Here is a 17,438-nt window from a genome sequence, read left to right on the forward strand (position 1 = left end):
CGCAGATACGAACAGGCAAAGAAAGACGGCAAGCCGTTGCACGAAGCAAAAAATTATCAAAAGCAAAAAGTGAAAGTTGCCCGTATTCACGAAAAGATTAAACATGCACGTACGGATTTTCTGCACAAACTCAGTACCGATATTGTCAAAAATCACGACATCATAGGTATTGAAGATTTGCAGGTGTCAAATATGATAAAGAATCACAAGCTCGCAAGAGCGATTAGCGAAGTCAGTTGGTCAGAATTTCGTTCAATGCTTGAATATAAGGCAAAATGGTACGGAAAACAGGTGGTGCCAGTAGGAAAAACCTTCCCTTCGACCCAACTATGTTCTTGCTGTGGCTACCGAAATAAAGACGTTAAGCATCTTGCTTTGCGTGAATGGAAATGTCCAACGTGTCACACCCATCACGATAGAGATCTGAACGCAAGTAAAAATATTGAAGCTGAAGCGATAAGACTTCTAACCGAAGGGACTTCGGGGATAGCCTAATCCATAACTGACCGTTAGGTTGGTCTTCTTAGGAATCTCCATCTTCAAATTTCGTAAGAAATTAAGGTGGAGTAGTTCAAATAAGGATTTTTTTCTATCTACATTTAGTGTAAAAAAAGCTACTAAGAAAAGAAGCGAAAGGGAGAAGAAAAGATCTGTCAGTGGAGATAGCAAGGTATAAATACTTATGTAAAGGACACTGATGAGTAATGAACTTCCAAAAAGAAAATATGCTTTCATTTTATTTTCTCCATTTATTTGTCCTAAAGGCATCTTCAATGGTATCAGCTAGTGAACTACTCCTACCACTTACCACCCTTACGGGTTGCTTGAAGAGGGAGACTTCTTTCGGAAGTGCGTTAAACCAAACCCTTTTAAAATATAAAATATACATCACACCTTTTTGTATAGTCATAACTTAACATTTTTGACTATGAAACTAAAGTGTGATAGAATCAGTATATAGAGTTTGGTCAAAACACTTAGTCAAAAGTGAGGTGATATTTTGGAGTATGGATATTGCAGAGTGTCAACGAATGGTCAATTTGCACATGGTTCATCTTTGCAAGCGCAAGAAGAAGCCGTTACAAAAGCTGGCGCAAAAAAAATCTACAAGGATGTTTATACTGGAACAAGCAAAGATCGACCAAATTTCCAAGAATTATTAAATGTTCTATCACAGGGAGATACATTAATTGTTACTAAGCTCGATCGCTTTGCTCGCTCAACTATTGAAGGAACAAAAATTATTAAAGAATTATTTGAAAAAGGGGTAACTGTAAAAATATTAAACCTTGGAACAATCGAAAACACTCCTAACGGGCGACTAATTTTTAATATTTTTATGAGCTTTGCAGAGTTTGAACGGGATATGATTATGGAACGAACACAAGAAGGAAAAGCCATTGCTAAGCAGCGACCAGACTATAAAGAAGGGCGACCGAAAAAGTTTAAGAAAGCACAAATCCATCATGCACTAGATTTACTCGAGACGCATAGCTATAAACAAGTTGAGGAGCTAACGGGAATTAGCGCAAGTACACTAACTAGAGCTAAACGAAAAAGAAAGCAAGAAATAAATAAATATAATTGAAAAACATACTATCAAGGAGGGCACGTTGATGTATTTTATCAATAATAGTCACGAAAAAAATTTTAATCATCTTACACAAATGGTTTTTAGAGCATCGAATGATGTTGAGTACCAGGTACTTTCCTATGTTTTAGCATTACCTGAAGTTTATAATCGCTGTATTGAAGATCCGTTACTTCATGAATCACCATACGCATGGATTTATGATTATAAGGATGTTTCTTATACAGAAAAAGACGGTGACGAGTTAATAGAAGTATTCGACATAGAATATAAAACAGATAAAAAAGGCGTACCTGTTTATAGTGATGCATACTCGGTACTACCTACAAGCTATAAAATCATATTAGACGTAGGCATAAATTTGTTTAATAATCGTGAGCAAGATTTCACGGTTATGGATGGCCTAGGCACATGGGACGATAAGTTATTCAAAGTATTTCTTCAGCTCATTTTAATTAGAAAATCTACCCGTAACATGCCTGGTGTAAAAATAACCCTACACTAAAGAACATATTCATGAAGGAAACGATTATCATAGGGTCTCAATTTCTAAACTATTTAATGCACCTTATATTCACTCAGAAGATAGAAAAGACCTTGAATAAAAGCCTTTCTATCTTCTTTTTAATTAGATGGTAGATAAGAAATCTTCATAGGTTAAGTAGTATGAAGTTAAAGAAGAGCCTTCTTTAATGTGCATATAAATAGCCCATAAACGTAATGCGCTTTCTTCAGATAATTTATTATATATAATCTGTTCTTGTTCTGAATCAATATATCCTAAATCATATAAATCAAAACAATTATTAAGTGATTCGCAGAGTTCCTCTAGCGATTGGTATTTATTTATGATATTTCCTAACATTTTTTCTTTGTCAAAAATATTAATAGCCTGGCTCGCATTCTCATGCTTTTCATATCCGATATTGTCAAATAAAAATTTAATAATAGCTATCTCTTCATCTCCGTAGATTGTTTTAAATGTACACTGTTTGTTTGTTCTACAACCGATTTCCACATCTACATCTGTTTCCTCTAATAAAATTTCTAAACAGGTGTCAACGTTATCAGCTTGTATCACTGTTATGATTTCCTCGCTTTGTGTTTTAAGAATGAAATTTTGTTCTTCTTTCTCTAGAAAATAAATGGTTTTTGTCATGCTTTTTCCTCCTTGATTTTTCGTTTGTCATGCCCCTGAAACGAAATGTGTTCCCGAAAAGGGGAGTATTTTTCCCTTTTGCATGATGAAATCTAAAACCAGCATAAAAAATTGTCAATATGACCATGAAATACCGGAACATCGTGAGGATATGTCGTGAAAGCTTATTGATGGTTTTTTCAAGAACTTTGGGGATCGGCGGAAAGGTTCGGGTGCCCTGCCGCCTAGCCCCTTAGTTCGCCTGGTGTGTTTTACGATTCAGGGGCAAAAGGAAAAATACGCAATAAAAAAAGCAAGCGTATGCTTGCTATCCGTACGGAGGGGTCTATGGTATATAAGGGTTTTGTTGTCGGATATCCGTCAATAAATCATCAGGAATCTAGAAGAAATTAAGAAACGATTGGGGTTTCTTTAATTCTTCTGATTATCGAGGATTTTAGGGAAGAGCGAGACAGTTAGTGCCTGTCCGCAGCTGATCTTTAGCTGCTTACAGACACTTGCTGGACCTTCAGGCTACCCAACTTAAGAATCAATATCTAATGCCTTCTCACTATCGTCTAATATTATTCGTCCAATTTCAAAAATAGCGGCCATTTCAACAGACCTAACAGGAGCGAGCTTGGTAGAACTTTTCTTGTCAAAAAAATACACACCATCGGTAAATATCTCATTATATATTGGCGTTAAATCTAAACAACTTGTTACCTTAAATGGCGATTCATTAGTTATGATATTAATCGAGGACGAGTGATAACCATTTTCTATCACAGCAATGTTTAAAGGCTTTATCAAGCACACTTTATGATTAATTGGTTGATGCTCCCATTTATTCCCGACAGCTTCTCCAATTTCTTTAAAAGCATCAATCATCCTTTGTTTATTCCAGGGAAAAGAAAATACCAGGGTTTCACTAGGTGATATAAATGAATTATCATCTCTACGATCTTGTATATTTACTATTTCATAACCAGAATCAGAAAGCTTATGAAAATAATAGTTGCATTTATTTGTATCAAAGAACAAGTCCATAATGCTATTATTCGAATTAATTTGGTACCCCGTTTTCTTTATAATATTATTTATCAACTCAAATTGATGAACTCTACCTAAAGAATAAATGACATCTTTAATTCTATTCTCTGCCTTCTCTCGTTTCAACTGATTAACAAATGATAAAATCTCACTAAATTCATTATTTTAAAGTTGAACAATCTAATATTAAAAGTTCACTTACATCAATCCCTATTTCGTCGCATATTTGTTTGGCATTAGCATATTGCATTTTCCCATCAGGATTTGTTATTTGATTTTTCACCCACCGATTAAGTCCTGTATGAATGCCCTTAGTTTTATCATTTAATTTTATAGCAAATTCTTTATTTACCGGATATAATCCTTCAGGTTGTTTTTTAGCCATTTTTTCTACCTCCATTTTTCGATATATATTAATTTCCAATAATGTATTTCTATTTTACCATAGTAAAAAAAAGAAGACACGCTATCCATTTCAAATTAAGATAGATAGCGTGTCTGTTTTAAACTTCATTATTTGTTTTCCGGTACAAAGCAACATATTTGTTGCTTCCAATTTCACCATACCCTAAAACTTCATCGTCTAATGATTTATGGCGATCACTTGTTAAACTATTTACTGTCTGCCATTCTACTTGATCCATGATTGGCTTTTCACTTGCTTCAATTTCATATAAATAATATTCTCTCATTGGAAGACTCTACCTTTCTAATTCTGTACTGATGAAACTTAAAAGAGGTATAGAAAGACCTTTTTATATTGTACATTTTACTTCTCTCATTAAATCATATAAATTAATGCACTCTACATTTAAGTCTTTACAAACATCTGGTATTCTCGGTTCTTTACTTGTTGGATTATTTGCATTTAAATTCCGGTTTGATTCCTCCATTGTGACAATGGTATAGTCATTAGCTTTAGCTATTGCTATCAACCATGGATCAGCTTTTTGATTATCTGCCCATTCATGAAAACTTTTTTCTGTATAAAATGGTGAACTAGCTATATGTCTTAATACATTTTGATATTCTATTAATATATCATCGTCACTATTCGGATGAATTATTTTTCCTTTATCCAAACAATTGTTTTCCACCCAAACTTGCAACTCATCTTTGGGTTTGTGTTTATCTTTAACATGACAAAGTTCATCTCTAACCCTGTCTACTAATAATATCGATTGATCATAAGTCTGTTTAAACCATCCCCAAAAAGACGGAACTAAATCAAATTGATAAAATGTTCTATATGGTGATATCAAGCTATTACTATCCACTAGATATGTTTTCATTGTCCGCCCTCCATATGTCGTACTAACTTATCGTATGTGTTGCCTTTAGCACCTAAGAGCTCATAAGCTTCTGTGTATAATATTTTACCTTCTTTTGCTCTTCTATCAACTGATCGCACAAAGTTAATATCCATTCTAGAACCCTGTGTACGATAATAATCTCCACCAGACTTCTTTGATTTTTTTTCTTCTTTTAGCATATTTTCATTAATTTCTTCTAATAGCAAGGGGTATAACTCATTAAAAATCTTCGGTGATATCAACTCTTCTTGTTTCATCTTAATACATACTACCAAGTCACTAACATTAAATTTGTCTGATATATTCTTTAAATTTTCATATGGGGTAAGGTTGTGATCAAAAATGTTTACTAGTAAATCTAAAGGAAGCAACATTTCTGCTGACACTCTATTACAAAACCTTTCTAATTCTGCATTTTCAAATTCTTGATCTCTTTTAAATCTATCATTGTACAACTCGTCCAATCCTAACCATATATGAACTAATTCATGGCACACAGAGAATATTTTACCGTTCTCACTATCTTTAGAATTTAGAAAAATGAGAGGTGCATATTTATCAATCAATACAAATGCCCTAAATTCAGAAACATCTAATGATCGATGAGTATTATTTCCCGCGATTCCATTTTGCATCAGTATAACACCTATATTACTTACTGCTTCTCTTAAGATATTAAAAGTATCTTTATTCTTTTTGTTCCAACCCTTTTCTAAGTTCAACTTCTCAATAATATCTTTAGAGACTTTTCTAAAATCATCTTCTAAAGTCTTACATCCAACAAAAGGTAGCGGTGAAAAACCATCTTCAACTAAAACTTCCTTCATGAAGTTTTGTCTCTTTTCCATGCTTCTAATAGTATCTACTAATTCTCTGCTTGGGTTCTCATTTTCTAAATTATTTATTGTTCTATATTTCAACAATTTAATATCTTCTTTGGGTGGTGTTTCAAGAATAAAATAGCCAAAAGGAATACGTAGCTCCTTACTTAGTTTATTCAAATCGGTTACACTCAGTTTGCTTTCGATTGTAGACCATTCCCGTATTTTTGAAAACTTTTCAGATATATTTTCTACGCTTTTTCCTGAAGCATGGATTGCCCATCGAATAACACTTGGATTAACACTAATACCCTTAGCCATTTTTTTCCCTCCCTCATACAATCAAAGTTTATCATAGTAATAAAATTGGAGCTATTTATTAAAGCGGAATATAGTAAAATACAGTAAGTTTATTGCTTTTTAACTTACTATTTCCTAAAACTATTTATTTAAAACACCCTATCTTTCATATTCATCATCAAGCTCTTTTATTTGTGCTTTTTCTTTATTATTAAATCGTTGCATTCTTTGAGCTTCATCACAAATCAGCTCATAAGAAAACTTAGTTATGCCATCAATATCTTGTTTTGCCAAGTAGTTAACATAAGTCGCTTTATCCTTTGCTTGAATGATTAATGGTGGCAAGTCATGCTGCATTAACGAGTAATTCATCAACATCCGGCCAGTTCTTCCGTTACCATCTGAAAATGGATGAATACGCTCAAATTGAATGTGGAAGTCCATAACCACTCTTAAAAGGTCTATATCTTTACTTGTACCTTCTAACTGATAATTGAGATTATCAATCCATTGCTGCATTAAGATAGGTGTTTCCTGGGGGGATGCGGTTAGAAAGTCAGCCCCTTGAATCGCATTTTCACTTGTTTTGAATTGGCCCTTATCAACGAGTAATCGATCCATAAGTTTTTCATGAATATCCTTTAAGACAGAAAGGTTTAACGGTTGTTTATCTCGTAACTGGTCAATGACATAAGCAAAAGCATCTCGATGATTTTCTATCTCAAAAAATTCACGTCTACTATAACCACCCGGTAACGTATCATGTAAAATAATAGACACTGTATCAGGTAACGTTACCGTATTACCCTCGATTGCTGATGAGTGATGGGCTAAACGTACGAGCACATCTTGAAAATACTCTTCTAATTGGAATTTATTCAGCATGATTATAACGTCCTTTCAATTGATTTTATCGGTATATTGGGTGTGTTTGGATGTGAATCTTGATGATCTGGAATACCATCGTTGTCTGTATCTGAGCTGTACGGATTCGTTCCTAGCTTTAGCTCTTCTAAATCTGTTAATCCGTCCTGATCGGTATCTCTTGTACTTAGATCATGAGCTGGATTCTCTTTCGTTAACGAGTGGCCATTTAAAATCTTTGCTAATTGTGTCTTTAATTTTCCTAATTCCGATGAAAAATTGGAAACCAGTTTAATATTAGTTAGACTCTTTACGCCAATCGCATACATTTTTTTCTTTTTCAAATCCAATGGGTCAATGATATCTCTTTCAAAGATATGCGTATTTCCCTTTTCTTTATCTATTTGCTTCACTTGATCAAGTGGCAAATAGCCTTTCGTCTGTTCAAATGTTGCTTTTGCTAATTCTTTATTATCATATATATGCCCAATTGTTTTAATCTCTTCCAGGTTATTTAATACACTCGGTGAGAAATCTCCTTTTACAATACCATACTGATTACCATATTGAACGAGACTTACTTTTTGTTCGCCCTCAATCGCAGGTGCCATATTTTCATCGAGAACAACACCAATATCAAATGTAATGTCTTTCTCAACTATGACGTCCTCAATGCGTTTAATGATTTTTGCACTCTCTTTTTGGATGTCATTTTGATATTCTAACAATAAGTCTTCACTATGTTCTGCTGCCCAACCTCTTATATAAGGAAAAGAATAATCACTTGTATCCATGCCAAAGTTTTTACATGTGATATAAGCTACGGACTCAGCTTGCAATTCTTTTGTTTTCTTATCATATCCATGATACTTACCTTCAGGTTTATGGAAAATAGCATGAGCGTATTCATGAATGAGCGTTTTCTGTTGATTCGTAATATCTCGTTCAGGTCGTGCATTTAGTTCAATGCGGTGTTCTGAAGGCATATAGAAGCCGTTACTAGCCCCTTCATACGATTTATTTAACGTTATAGGTAAATCCCTTTCAAACTCATTTACGAGGTGTTTAAACGCCTTTTCTGCAAACTCACTAGCTGGCACATTCTTAGGCATAATCGGATTTAAGGGTAACGGGACACCGTTTGTATCGCTCACATCAAAAACATTTACCCGTTGAAAGCCGACAATCTTCTGTGTTTTTTCTTCTTTACCAGTTCGTTCATTCATCTCTTTCACCGACTTTGTTCGTGGAGCGATAATCTTAATGGCTTTGGCGCCTTTATTCACCTTGCGTCCGAACTTGTTCCACGCTTTAAATCCTGCGACAAATGTTGCGTCTTCTCGTTGTGAATAGATTAACATCTGATTTCGAAAAGATCGTGTCGGTAGTTTCGTGTAAAAATCCAAGAATTTTTGATATGCTTCCGGATCTGCTACAACCTTTTTCACACCATTAACCAATTCTTGATAATCCTTACTTACTTTGTCTTCAATTTGATCTAATGCACTTGTCGCCAATGTTACCAGCTCCTAAAATTATATTGATCGTCCTTGACTTCTTTTTCTGGTTTTCTTTTTCTTTCGTTTTAAATCTTCTTCAAATTGTTTCTTAGCAAAGCCTTCTTGCTTTCTATCTCTTAGAATACCTTGCATCATACTTCTTAGGCCTTGAACGGCTATTTGTGGAGTAATCTCTTGACTGATAACTCTACGTTCTAACGTTTCATTCATTTCATATAACGGAATAGCATGATTAATATTTTTCTCTCCAACCTGTTCAGGTGAAATTTTCAGAATGTTCACTTTGCTTTCTTTTGATAGCTCTGGATTTGTTAAACATTCTTCTTTAAACAATAGAAGATGAATCGGGTTTTTCCATTGGAAATCCGCAAAATGATTGGCCATAATTTCTCTTTTCACTTTATAAGGTTGGTTGAGTACTTGGATGATTTTTTCTTGATCTTCTGTCGAATATTTTCTTAATTCATTTAAATTTAAATCTACAGATTCACCATAATATTCGCTACTTGAAACAAGTAATTCTTTTTCATGAATCGTTAACGATGACAGATTAATATCCGGTTGCAATCGATTGATTTCCATGTCGTAGAATTCTGTCATTAATGTTTTAACCTCATGCAATGTAACAAGCTTTTCCGAAGTGTCCTTTAGTACATTAACCCGAGGGTTGGATTGGTCTTTTAATAATTTAATCCGCTCAATGTAGTTATCATCTGTGATACCTAACTCAGTGTTAATTTGTCTAAGTTTATTTCCAGCAAGCTCGATATGTTTTTCAACATTAACAACAAATGTCCATCTATTCTTAAGAATACTACTTAGTTCTTGTTGGACTTTTTCACTCTGAATATTCATATGAAGAAGGTCAATTTCATCATCACTTAAGAAATCATTTTGACTAAGCGTTTCATCTACTAATCTCACTTTTTCATCGTAATCTAAACTCTCAACATCCCAGTGCTTATAGTAATCTTTAATAAATCGATTAGCTTCATTTTCTAAAATTTGTTCAGCTTGTTCGATGGCTTTTTCTTCAGTTTCAATGCGTGATAATGCTTTGTATTTATCTTCAGAATCAGACTTGAATGTTACTGATTTTTTCCATTTCTCAAGTTGGATTTTTCGTTCAGATAGTGTTTCACTATTTACAAAGAATCGAAGTTCTTTTGCGGCATGTGATAAGACTGCTTTTTCTTTTGGCGTAAATTTTCGAGTGAATTTATTTTCAAATTGAATTGCTTGTTTCTTTTCTTTAAATGCTTGAATAGATTCAACTTTTTTATTGTACTTTTTCACGTCTTCATTGTAACTTACACGTTCAGATTCTCGACCCTCTTTTTGCATTTTTCGTGCAACAAACCCCTCATGAATTGTTGGTATTTTTTCTGTTCCAATCGCTTTATTTGAAAGATGAGTAATACGTTCGTTGATATTGTTTTTTTCTAAATATTCATTAGCTGTATCCGCCCATTGTTTACGCCAATTATTAAACGTTTTTATTGAATCCCAATCTGTCATATTTATTTTATTAAACTTTTTTTTACCTTTATCATCTAAAACATGTTCGCCATTTTCATCATAAATGTATTGTCTTTTAGACTTTATTCCCCACGACCCGTCTTTATTAAATGGACGCATAGTTAACATAACATGAAAGTGAGGATTGTTTTCATCATCTCGGTGAACAGCAATATCAGCTACCATACCTTTATCTACAAATGCTTTTTGACAATAGTCTTTTGCTAGATTATTTTGTTCTTCTATCGACAACTCTCTAGGTAATGCAATATTAAATTCTCTAGAAAATTGAGCGTTATAATTCTTTTCTACTTTATTGACTTCATTCCATAATTTTTGTCTATCAGTAGCCCATTCAGGTGCATGTTCAGGAGCTAATATAAATGAATCAGGAGATACTTCTCTTTTATAAAACCATTCTTTATCTGTTTTTTCATCAAATAATCTTTCACCTGATCGGTAAGCAGCAACTGCTAATGGACTTTTCGGTTTATTGTCTTTTGTCACTTTTGATATTACTTGACCAGAAAAATGATAGATAGCCATATTTTGTTCACCTTCTTTCTAAAATAACATGAGCGAAGCGAATTTTAACACACGCTTGACGGAAACCCAAATGCAATATGGGTTTTAGCACTCACTCGATAGAGTGTATAAGTGCGCCATTAATCACTTCGTTATGGATTATTATATCACTTAAATTGTTGGTTTGTAAATGATATTGGTATTTTATATTGAATATACTCTTTGAATCGTGTATGATTATATAAAACAATGAGGGGGGTATATAATGTCTAAATCTATAGAATCGACATTAACTAGTATTGACGAGCAGATTAATGCATTGAAGAAAAAAAAGAAAGAAGAACTAGCAAAAATGGAGCAGAAGGTCGGAAAGAAATTTATCGCCACTTTTGATTTATCTGATCGAACTATTGATGATATCTATTCAATCATTGAACAATTAAATAATAAGGATCAAACACCTAGTTCAATCAAAAAGAGTGAATAATGGTGACAAATAAAATTGATAAGATTGATAAACAAATAGAAAAACTAGAAACAGAAAAAAAAATACTTAAACGAAATATTAATAATCATCTCTCACGAAAAGAACGCACACGACGATTGATTCAAATAGGCGCTTTAGCTGAAAAATACTTTGATATTAGCTATAACAACTTAGATGAGGTTGAAGAAATTTTCTTGCAATTCTCAAGTTATATTAAACATAAAAAACTTAATAAACACAAAAAAAACCTCCAATAATATATGTATCGTATTATCTATTATTGGAGGCCCTCACCATATTTAATTTATCATGTCATTATCAGTTACTACAGATTAAAGTCTAACTCTTTAACACTACCGTACTCTTTAATAAGAGGATCTCCTGACCCCCAACTATGTTGTGCTCTTACAGGTAAATCATACGATAATTTTATTCGATATAAAGCAAGTTTTTCTGCTGTCTCTTTATCAGTAATACAAAACGGACTATCCATTTCATTAAATAAAAAGTAATCTCCTTGAAGAGCATCACAATGATCACAACAATTTGCTAAATATGAATTCTTAATTGTTTTTGAGTATCTCATTTTATAGTTGTATTTCGATTGAATATATTTTAATACTTTTTCAGGTAACGGATCAATATAAGAAGCCACATTTATTTCACCTGTGTAATAATGATAAATTGCACATTCTTCTTCATTGTCTTCATCTTCATCAAAGTCCAACCAATAATAATTTTCTATCCCAAAACCAATTACCTTTGTATTTTCCCCACACTTAAAGCATTGTCTATGTCCTTCAATTATGTAAAACACATCGCATATTATATAATCAAACCATTCTTTTTTTAAAATCCATTCATGAAAATCCGGATAGCTATCTTTGTGTGGCGCTATCCACTTTTTAAGTTCGGGATTCCATTTTGCTCCTATAGTTTTCGCCGTATCTTTTTCTTTATAAGGTACGTTCAGTATAAGTGGCATACTATCAGCTCCTCTAATATGTTTGTTTTATAATTCCGGTAATTTTTTAAAGGTACTTTAAATAAAAAGCCCCTTTGATAGGGGCTTAATTTAATATTTAGTAAAAACTAACTTGAGAACGTGAAAAATAAGATTGATCAGACTTTAGCAGCCAACTTCATATTTTCTTCTTTAAAAGTTTTTTCAGTGATCTCTCCGTTTAAATATTTAAAGGCAAGTACCTCTTGTTTTTCAGAAACTTCAAGTCCTTCCATAGTTAAACTAGCCTTTGCTGATTTTAAACCTTTATCATATGACTTTTTATCCATCTTGTTTCACTCCACTATTTTATTTACCGAGGTTGAGAAATTCCGGATCAGCATCAACTCTAAAATCATTGTTACTGTTATTAGTTGGTTGCTTTTTTGTTTCTTTTCTTTTAGACGGATCGTTTCTCATATCTGATGATGGGAAACCATGTCTATCAATATACTCCTTCAGTGCTAATCGAATATACTTGCTTTTCTCTCGGCTTTTAATACTTTTTAAAAAGGCTTGTATCTCCTGGTGTTCTACATCATCATAAGAAAATAACTGTGTTTTTGTAGCCATCTGATCCCCCCTAGCTGCTTTGCATATTGTTAACAAGTAGGCTACAGAATTTATCATAACCATGTACATTGGCCGTCTGTGAATCCTTAACAACATCAAGCGATTCTTCACCGAATACATCTTTGAAATATTCACCGACAGCATTTGCTCCGCCACCCGTCACAACAAACTCATCAATATTTTCTCTAACAGCAACAATACGATCAATTTCTGATACAATTTGATCAATCGTATCAACAATAGCTTCTTTTGCTTCTTGTTCAAACGGATATTGCGAACGTTCTGATATTTTTAGTACATAACCATTCCTAAATCCTTCTTCGATTTGAAGTTGATCTAGCGTTTTCAAGCTATATTTAGCACTTAATTTTCTTTGAACAGCTTTATAGATATCATTCATACCTTGATAAATCGTACGTGACTGATCATCAATACGTTTCATTCCTTTATACGTATCAATAATCGTCGTCCCTGATCCAAAATCAATGACGGTGATTGTATTGTCTGTAAGATTTTTATGCATCTTTCCATCAAGTAAATACTTGTTTAACAAGGTCCCTAGTGGTTGTTCGAGTAAGCGTACATCAACAACGTTGATAACTTTTTCTATACCGTTTCTTTTCACTAAATGTTTTTTCTTCAAAAACTCTTTTAGCTTAGCATCTAAATCTGTTTTGATTTCAGCCGATGGCATTCCTGTAACAAGAACAACCTCTAATGTATCTTCTTCATATTGTGATGCTAATTCTGCTAAAACAAACTGGCAAAGCAGCTTAAAACGTTTATTATTGTATCTGTTTTCGTGCGTATACGTGTGAATTAATTTATTTGGTGAAATAGCTTCTCTTAATTTTTCTCCCCATATGTATTCTGTACCATCATCAAGTGACGATTCAAATACGTTATACTGATCAGTTCCTTTATCAAAAAGGTCACTAATGCTTGATTGGCCTAACGCACTTTTCTTCGCAAATGAACTTGGTGCAATGAAAACTTTTTCCTCATTATTACTTACAGCTTTCACAAAACCGTTTCCAATATCAAAACTCATTTTCACTAACATTCATACCAGCTCCTTTTTTAAGTTTCATTTAATTTCTAACTTTATTATAACACCCTTCATTATATAATGCAATAGATATTGATAAGTTTTATAGATTGCATTATATAATGTAATATATTAAAGATTTTTATACATAAAGCAATATATACTATAATATATAATGAAGTTATTTTTATTACATTACATATACTGTGATATATAATGTAATATATGATATCTCTTTATAAAGAGATCGTTCTACGCTGAAAAATATATTTGCCAAATTTTTTTTTTAGTGGTATTGTAGATGTATCAAAAAAAACGCAAAACAAAAACGCCATGTTAGCACCAACTAACACCGCGTCCTTGTTTTAACGAATAAATAATACATAAAAAGACTCCTAGCCATCTCTATAGTGTTAGCCGCACTATGAGACGGTTTACCCTACACCAACTAGGGAAAACACTGACCAGAATCTTTTTTAATTTATTCAATTGATATTTAAAGTATACTAAATATCATTGAATAAGTAAAGAGAATCACTCGTCTTTTTGTCTTTCTTTTCAACCTTTTTCGGACGTGAAGAGACAATGTTTTCCTAATGATTTTTTAGGGGGAAACATTGTCTTTTTGTGTAATCAAAAGGAGAAGGAAAATATGTTAAATACAACATCTGCAAATCTCAACCCTCAACACTACATCGTGTCCGGCGTAAAGTTCTTTAAAGACACTCTCGATAAGCTCCGCCTAGATGCGAGTGTGACAGATCAGCCAATCACCGCATCGGAAATCTCTGTTCTTATGATTCTACATAGCTATGCAGATGAAACAGGACAGATCCACTCACTCACACATGACAAAAATACCAGCGATCGTAAAGCACTAAGTATCTCAAATATTGCTCGTGATCATGAACTTGTTTACGAGACAACAAAAAAAGCTTTCGACTCATTAATTGCACGTAATTACATAACTGAAGTCTATACATCAAATAGCATGTATTATGAATTAGTTGATTATACTGAGCTGAATAATTCAAATAACTTAAATTATTTCAGAATTCCACAACGATTATTTGAGGAAAAGGTCTTTGGCCAATTGATTAAACATCGCTACCATACGGCACCACTCGTCCTACTAGAGTTAAGTCAATACTTTACTCGACAAATCGGACTAAATAAACGTTTTTCAACACCTCAAGACGTATCGGCTACTCGAACGATGAATTATTTAAAATCAGCTTTAAAAACAACGGCTAAGCGTGTACGTGCATTCACAGATATCGTGAAGAACGTCTTTGTTTTTAAACCGATTGATACCAAAGTAAAAGCGCCTTCAGAATCAAGATCGAATAGACTACGAACATTTGCACAAGTATGTATTGATAAATTTGAATGCTCAATGAACGTTGCGTGTTTTAAAGAAAACGATAAACAAAAAGAAAAAGAAACTTATTCATACGCAAAAAGGGAAATAGCTAACCGTATTAAAAATGCTAGTATTCCTTTAAAGTGGCGTGATCGTTTAGATATCAATAAATCAATGCAGCGCATATCAAAGATTGCGCTTCACCTTGATTGTATAAATAAAAAGCATCACATGTTGAGACAAGTCTTGTTACAAGTAGGGGATGCCTTAGAAACCCTTCACCTTGATGGAGAATTACGTGATATCAAATCTATTGGAGCCTTTGTCAATAAACTTTGTAGTAATGCATGGGAAGATTATAAAACTCGTAATCTATCAGCTGAAGACCGTATTGAAATCATGACAAACTATCAAACACAATACGAAGAGCATCCTGCATTCCTCTAGGTTTTCAAAAAAATAACAACATATAACCCTTTCTAAAAAATCGCAAAAAAAGAAAGGGCTATTTGCATGCCTTTTTTTATTCTCTGACTTCCACAATCCTCTCTATGCTCTATTTTTCCTTTAATAAATATCTTGTAGAGACACCTATTCCCTAATATATACAAAAAGACAAAAAATTATAAATGTATTTCAAAACATCTGAAATTATAAAAATGTATTTCAAGATATGTGAGAAGTGAATACTGTATTTTAGCTTATGTGAATTTGTTAATACTGTATTTCAATCAATAGAAAAAAGAGCTATAGACCTCGTTTTCAAAGGGTTTATAGCTCTCTAGAAAATCTCTTTATTCTTTCTTGTTAATTTTTATTTACTCTTGTTTTGTTATATAAATTATTTGATTCTTTAGACAAGAATTGTCGGATTAATGAAACTCATTTTTCTGTAAAAATAATAGTAATCGCATCATTTTTTCTCTTTGCTCATCATTTAGTGGATCAAATACGCTATGCAATTCAAAAAGTAAATCACTATTATTTAGTTTTTTTATAAACATTAATAATTTTTCTTTTTCTTCATCACGCATTTCCTCAAATAATTCAACAACTTCACTGATATAAGCATGATCAGATACATTAGCAGTAAATGCATCACTTTTTCCAATCAAATAGTCAACAGATACATTAAAAAAATCGGCCATATCCCACAAGCTACTAACTGACGGTTTTACAAGTCCTTTTTCATACTTTGAGATAGCAGCTTTAGATACACCGATAATTTTGCCGAGCTCTTCCTGTGTCATTTTATTTTCTTGTCTTAATAGAACTAAACGTTGTGGCAATAAATCTCTTTTCATATGGAACACCTCCCTTGTAAGTTTACTATAAGTTTACTATACCGTCTAAATGTAACAAATTAAAGAACATTTACAAATATAGTTGAACATAAAGATACAATATGGTACGTTTATATCACGAAAGTAAACAAACAAGATACAAAGGAAGGTATTTCATGGCTCATTTTGTAGAAGATAAAGAAAAATTGGTACACATGTTGAATATTATGATACTAAAGGGTGATAAAAGATCAAAAGAAAAAAAATAGAAAAACCACTTTACAAACAGATGTTCTTGATATAACATCTAAATAAGAACAGGTGTTCTTATTTTTGCTTTTTACTTAAAGACTTCATTACATCAATAATTAATTGTTTATCGTCATCATCAAGGCAACTAAATAATGTTTGTGCTTCAGAGTCAGATTTATTGAACATGTAATCAAGAGAGACGTTAAATATTTCAGATAACTGTAAAGCCTTTTCAACTGAAATAGCAGCATTACTTTTCTCATATCTTTGAATTTGTCTAGGAGTCACATTTAATAAATCAGCAATTTCTTTTTGTTGTTTATCTTTTAAAATTCGTAACTGTTTAATTTTGTTCATTAAATCCATCCTTTCGTGTAAATGGTTGACGAAAAGAAGAAGGTGTTATAAAATAGACTAAACAGACATTTAAAGTCTTGTTTTGTATCAAAAAGGGACTTTAAAAGTTACTTTGTCATTTTACGACATCTTAGCATTTTGTGTTATAAAAATTAGAAGGTGGTGCTTATATGAGAAAGAATAAGTTACCGTTGATGCTACGCTTTGATTTTTTATCTTTACCTAAAGGCACAGTGAGAACTTTCAGCAAAGACATCTACGAAGTCAAATCAGGTTTACTGGTTAAAGACATACATACTAACAAAGTTTTCCGAATACAAGATATCTTTTACGATATTCGTACCGTAAAAGACGCCAATGGTAATATTGTTGCCAAAAGAAAGAACCCTCAACGAGAACTACACATAATAAATCATACTTAACAAAAAT

Annotated in this window: 21 protein-coding genes and 1 pseudogene; 7 read left to right on the top strand and 15 right to left on the bottom strand. The window is 32.7% G+C overall.

Annotated elements, in window-relative coordinates:
- The 3 genes from BM390_RS11520 to BM390_RS11530 form a co-directional block, all read left to right on the top strand.
- Positions 1-495: RNA-guided endonuclease TnpB family protein (locus BM390_RS11520; RefSeq protein WP_143103178.1), on the top strand; the 495-nt coding region annotated here is incomplete at its 5' end.
- A 505-nt stretch (positions 496-1,000) separates the two neighbouring features.
- On the top strand, positions 1,001-1,588 hold the full coding sequence (locus tag BM390_RS11525; protein WP_062323844.1) for a recombinase family protein: 588 nt from the start codon (positions 1,001-1,003) through the stop codon (positions 1,586-1,588).
- Between the two features lie 28 nt (positions 1,589-1,616).
- On the top strand, positions 1,617-2,096 hold the full coding sequence (locus BM390_RS11530; protein ID WP_089854890.1) for a DUF2538 family protein: 480 nt from the start codon (positions 1,617-1,619) through the stop codon (positions 2,094-2,096).
- 123 nt (positions 2,097-2,219) lie between these two features.
- Here BM390_RS11530 and BM390_RS11535 read toward each other — a convergent pair whose 3' ends face one another.
- The 9 genes and pseudogenes from BM390_RS11535 to mobQ all read right to left on the bottom strand — a co-directional run bounded on the left by BM390_RS11535 (position 2,220) and on the right by mobQ (position 10,664).
- A complete protein-coding gene (locus tag BM390_RS11535) occupies positions 2,220-2,750 on the bottom strand; it encodes a hypothetical protein (protein ID WP_089854893.1) in 531 nt (176 codons plus the stop codon).
- Between the two features lie 522 nt (positions 2,751-3,272).
- Positions 3,273-3,932 (bottom strand): annotated as a pseudogene (locus tag BM390_RS11540) (DUF6710 family protein); the annotation flags it as partial.
- Between the two features lie 10 nt (positions 3,933-3,942).
- On the bottom strand, positions 3,943-4,167 hold the full coding sequence (locus tag BM390_RS11545; RefSeq protein WP_089854896.1) for a hypothetical protein: 225 nt from the start codon (positions 4,165-4,167) through the stop codon (positions 3,943-3,945).
- Between the two features lie 118 nt (positions 4,168-4,285).
- Entirely contained in the window at positions 4,286-4,474 is a 189-nt protein-coding gene (locus BM390_RS11550; RefSeq protein WP_089854899.1) for a hypothetical protein, read from the bottom strand.
- 63 nt (positions 4,475-4,537) lie between these two features.
- Positions 4,538-5,074: a DUF4411 family protein gene (locus BM390_RS11555; RefSeq protein ID WP_089854902.1), complete on the bottom strand. Its 537-nt coding sequence runs from the start codon at positions 5,072-5,074 to the stop codon at positions 4,538-4,540.
- A complete protein-coding gene (locus tag BM390_RS11560) occupies positions 5,071-6,237 on the bottom strand; it encodes an ImmA/IrrE family metallo-endopeptidase (protein WP_089854905.1) in 1,167 nt (388 codons plus the stop codon). Before BM390_RS11560 ends, BM390_RS11555 begins: the two co-directional genes overlap by 4 nt.
- Before the next feature lie 138 nt (positions 6,238-6,375).
- Positions 6,376-7,101, bottom strand: coding sequence for a Fic family protein (locus BM390_RS11565; protein WP_089854908.1), 726 nt, complete (start codon positions 7,099-7,101; stop codon positions 6,376-6,378).
- Positions 7,102-7,103: 2 nt separating this feature from the next.
- Entirely contained in the window at positions 7,104-8,597 is a 1,494-nt protein-coding gene (locus tag BM390_RS11570; protein ID WP_089854911.1) for an ArdC family protein, read from the bottom strand.
- Positions 8,598-8,615: 18 nt separating this feature from the next.
- Positions 8,616-10,664 (bottom strand): MobQ family relaxase, encoded by a 2,049-nt coding sequence (mobQ, locus tag BM390_RS11575; protein WP_089854914.1) that lies wholly within the window; start codon positions 10,662-10,664, stop codon positions 8,616-8,618.
- A 244-nt stretch (positions 10,665-10,908) separates the two neighbouring features.
- Here mobQ and BM390_RS11580 point away from each other — a divergent pair, with 244 nt between their 5' ends.
- Together BM390_RS11580 and BM390_RS11585 are read left to right on the top strand one after the other, a co-directional pair.
- A complete protein-coding gene (locus tag BM390_RS11580) occupies positions 10,909-11,130 on the top strand; it encodes a hypothetical protein (RefSeq protein WP_062323067.1) in 222 nt (73 codons plus the stop codon).
- Positions 11,130-11,387, top strand: a complete 258-nt coding sequence (locus BM390_RS11585) for a hypothetical protein (RefSeq protein WP_089854917.1) — start codon at positions 11,130-11,132, stop codon at positions 11,385-11,387. Before BM390_RS11580 ends, BM390_RS11585 begins: the two co-directional genes overlap by 1 nt.
- Positions 11,388-11,455: 68 nt before the next feature.
- On the opposite strand, the gene BM390_RS11590 is transcribed toward BM390_RS11585, so the two are convergent.
- From BM390_RS11590 to BM390_RS11600, 4 genes are all read right to left on the bottom strand, one after another.
- Positions 11,456-12,115, bottom strand: coding sequence for a DUF5710 domain-containing protein (locus tag BM390_RS11590; protein WP_089854920.1), 660 nt, complete (start codon positions 12,113-12,115; stop codon positions 11,456-11,458).
- Between the two features lie 137 nt (positions 12,116-12,252).
- Entirely contained in the window at positions 12,253-12,423 is a 171-nt protein-coding gene (locus BM390_RS15530) for an antitoxin VbhA family protein (protein WP_156321419.1), read from the bottom strand.
- 19 nt (positions 12,424-12,442) lie between these two features.
- The gene (locus tag BM390_RS11595; RefSeq protein WP_062323061.1) at positions 12,443-12,706 is read right to left on the bottom strand and encodes a hypothetical protein; all 264 of its coding nucleotides are present in this window, start codon (positions 12,704-12,706) and stop codon (positions 12,443-12,445) included.
- Positions 12,707-12,716: 10 nt separating this feature from the next.
- Positions 12,717-13,769 (bottom strand): ParM/StbA family protein, encoded by a 1,053-nt coding sequence (locus BM390_RS11600; protein ID WP_089854923.1) that lies wholly within the window; start codon positions 13,767-13,769, stop codon positions 12,717-12,719.
- A 637-nt stretch (positions 13,770-14,406) separates the two neighbouring features.
- On the opposite strand from BM390_RS11600, the gene BM390_RS11605 reads away from it, so the two are divergent.
- Positions 14,407-15,564: a hypothetical protein gene (locus BM390_RS11605; protein ID WP_089854926.1), complete on the top strand. Its 1,158-nt coding sequence runs from the start codon at positions 14,407-14,409 to the stop codon at positions 15,562-15,564.
- A gap of 425 nt (positions 15,565-15,989) precedes the next feature.
- On the opposite strand, the gene BM390_RS11610 is transcribed toward BM390_RS11605, so the two are convergent.
- Positions 15,990-16,421, bottom strand: coding sequence for a helix-turn-helix domain-containing protein (locus BM390_RS11610; RefSeq protein WP_089854929.1), 432 nt, complete (start codon positions 16,419-16,421; stop codon positions 15,990-15,992).
- 306 nt (positions 16,422-16,727) lie between these two features.
- A complete protein-coding gene (locus BM390_RS11615) occupies positions 16,728-17,009 on the bottom strand; it encodes a helix-turn-helix transcriptional regulator (RefSeq protein WP_177220719.1) in 282 nt (93 codons plus the stop codon).
- 170 nt (positions 17,010-17,179) lie between these two features.
- Here BM390_RS11615 and BM390_RS11620 point away from each other — a divergent pair, with 170 nt between their 5' ends.
- The gene (locus tag BM390_RS11620) at positions 17,180-17,431 is read left to right on the top strand and encodes a hypothetical protein (RefSeq protein WP_062323053.1); all 252 of its coding nucleotides are present in this window, start codon (positions 17,180-17,182) and stop codon (positions 17,429-17,431) included.
- The last annotated feature ends 7 nt before the right edge of the window (positions 17,432-17,438 follow it).

The organism is Halolactibacillus miurensis, from assembly GCF_900116255.1.
GTDB lineage: Bacteria > Bacillota > Bacilli > Bacillales > Amphibacillaceae > Halolactibacillus > Halolactibacillus miurensis.

Coding starts and splice junctions, on each gene's coding strand:
- BM390_RS11530 (WP_089854890.1), top strand. CDS start 1,617: ATGTATTTTATCAATAATAGTCACGAAAAAAATTTTAATCATCTTACA.
- BM390_RS11535 (WP_089854893.1), bottom strand. CDS start 2,750: ATGACAAAAACCATTTATTTTCTAGAGAAAGAAGAACAAAATTTCATT.
- BM390_RS11545 (WP_089854896.1), bottom strand. CDS start 4,167: ATGGCTAAAAAACAACCTGAAGGATTATATCCGGTAAATAAAGAATTT.
- BM390_RS11550 (WP_089854899.1), bottom strand. CDS start 4,474: ATGAGAGAATATTATTTATATGAAATTGAAGCAAGTGAAAAGCCAATC.
- BM390_RS11555 (WP_089854902.1), bottom strand. CDS start 5,074: ATGAAAACATATCTAGTGGATAGTAATAGCTTGATATCACCATATAGA.
- BM390_RS11560 (WP_089854905.1), bottom strand. CDS start 6,237: ATGGCTAAGGGTATTAGTGTTAATCCAAGTGTTATTCGATGGGCAATC.
- BM390_RS11565 (WP_089854908.1), bottom strand. CDS start 7,101: ATGCTGAATAAATTCCAATTAGAAGAGTATTTTCAAGATGTGCTCGTA.
- mobQ (WP_089854914.1), bottom strand. CDS start 10,664: ATGGCTATCTATCATTTTTCTGGTCAAGTAATATCAAAAGTGACAAAA.
- BM390_RS11580 (WP_062323067.1), top strand. CDS start 10,909: ATGTCTAAATCTATAGAATCGACATTAACTAGTATTGACGAGCAGATT.
- BM390_RS11585 (WP_089854917.1), top strand. CDS start 11,130: ATGGTGACAAATAAAATTGATAAGATTGATAAACAAATAGAAAAACTA.
- BM390_RS11590 (WP_089854920.1), bottom strand. CDS start 12,115: ATGCCACTTATACTGAACGTACCTTATAAAGAAAAAGATACGGCGAAA.
- BM390_RS15530 (WP_156321419.1), bottom strand. CDS start 12,423: ATGGATAAAAAGTCATATGATAAAGGTTTAAAATCAGCAAAGGCTAGT.
- BM390_RS11595 (WP_062323061.1), bottom strand. CDS start 12,706: ATGGCTACAAAAACACAGTTATTTTCTTATGATGATGTAGAACACCAG.
- BM390_RS11600 (WP_089854923.1), bottom strand. CDS start 13,769: ATGTTAGTGAAAATGAGTTTTGATATTGGAAACGGTTTTGTGAAAGCT.
- BM390_RS11605 (WP_089854926.1), top strand. CDS start 14,407: ATGTTAAATACAACATCTGCAAATCTCAACCCTCAACACTACATCGTG.
- BM390_RS11610 (WP_089854929.1), bottom strand. CDS start 16,421: ATGAAAAGAGATTTATTGCCACAACGTTTAGTTCTATTAAGACAAGAA.
- BM390_RS11615 (WP_177220719.1), bottom strand. CDS start 17,009: ATGAACAAAATTAAACAGTTACGAATTTTAAAAGATAAACAACAAAAA.
- BM390_RS11620 (WP_062323053.1), top strand. CDS start 17,180: ATGAGAAAGAATAAGTTACCGTTGATGCTACGCTTTGATTTTTTATCT.